This window comes from Streptomyces sp. SID12501 (assembly GCF_010550245.1).
In the GTDB taxonomy this organism is placed as follows: Bacteria; Actinomycetota; Actinomycetes; order Streptomycetales; family Streptomycetaceae; genus Streptomyces.
Genome location: NZ_JAAGLU010000116.1, coordinates 1 through 1153 on the forward strand (window position 1 = coordinate 1; position 1153 = coordinate 1153).

General features: G+C 67.6%; 2 protein-coding genes. Both read left to right on the forward strand.

Annotation, left to right across the window (positions count from 1 at the left end):
* Nucleotides 1–807, forward strand: an 807-nt coding sequence (locus tag G3I71_RS44670) for an MBL fold metallo-hydrolase (protein WP_164324591.1), incomplete at its 5' end; no start/stop codon positions are given.
* Between the two features lie 2 nt (nt 808–809).
* Nucleotides 810–1153, forward strand: a 344-nt coding sequence (locus G3I71_RS44675; protein ID WP_164324593.1) for a nuclear transport factor 2 family protein, incomplete at its 3' end; no start/stop codon positions are given.

The window sequence follows — 1153 nt, forward strand, 5'->3', positions numbered from 1 at the left end:
ATGAGTGCTCTGTCCTTCAAGGTCCTGGATCTGGATTTCCCGGCCGGCAGCAAGAACAAGACTGCGACGCTGGTCACCGGTGAGAGTGAGGCGCTGCTGGTCGATGCGGCGTTCACCCGTGCCGACGGTCACCGTCTGGCGGCGGAGGTCCTCGACTCGGGCAGGACTTTGACGACGGTCTTCGTCAGTCATGCCGACCCCGACTTCTACTTCGGTGCCGAGGTGATCGCGGATGCTTTCCCCGACGCGGTGTTCGTGGCGACGCCGCTGGTGATCGAGCACATCCGTGACTCCTACGAGGGCAAGCTGAAGGCGTGGGCGGCGCTGGGTGCCAACCTGCCCACCCGGCTGGTGGAGATCACCCCGCTGAGCGGTGATCTCACGCTGGAGGGTCACCGTTTCGAGCTGAAGGGCGGTCCGGCCGCGCTGCCCGACCGCCATTACCTGTGGCAGGCCGAGGCGCGTGCCCTGCTGGGCGGTGTGCTGCTCTTCCAGCGGGAGCATGTCTGGGTCGCGGACACGGCCACCCCGGGTGACCGTGCCGCGTGGATCGCTCTGCTCGACGAGATGGCCGCGCTGGAGCCGGAGCTGGTCGTGCCGGGGCATCGTCTGCCCGGGACGGCGGCCGACGCGAGTGCGATCACGGCCACCCGTGAGTACCTTCTGGCGTTCGAGGAGGAGCTGGCGGCGGCTGCGGACGGTGCGTCGCTGACGGAGGCGCTCGTCAGGCGTTACCCGGACAACGGGATGCTGATCGCGGCGCAGATCGGTGCGAAGGTCGCCAAGGGTGAGATGAAGTGGGGCTGACCATGACCGAGTTCGCCGTGTCGACCGCGCCCGCCGATGTCGTGCGCCGTCAGTATCTCGCCTCCGCGGCCGGTGATCTGGATGCTCTGCGGGTGACTCTGGCTCCGGATGTGGAGTGGACGGAGATGGCGGGTTTCCCGTTGGCCGGGACGTACCGGACTCCCGAGGGTGTCACCGCCCATGTGATGGAGCAGTTGGGCAAGGAGTGGGAGGGCTGGACCGCTCATGACGACACGTATGTCGTGGACGGGGAGAACGTCGTGGTCCTGGCCCGTTACACGGCGGCCAACAAGGCCACCGGCAAGGCGATCGACGTCCGTGTCGCCCACCACTTCGTCGTACGCGG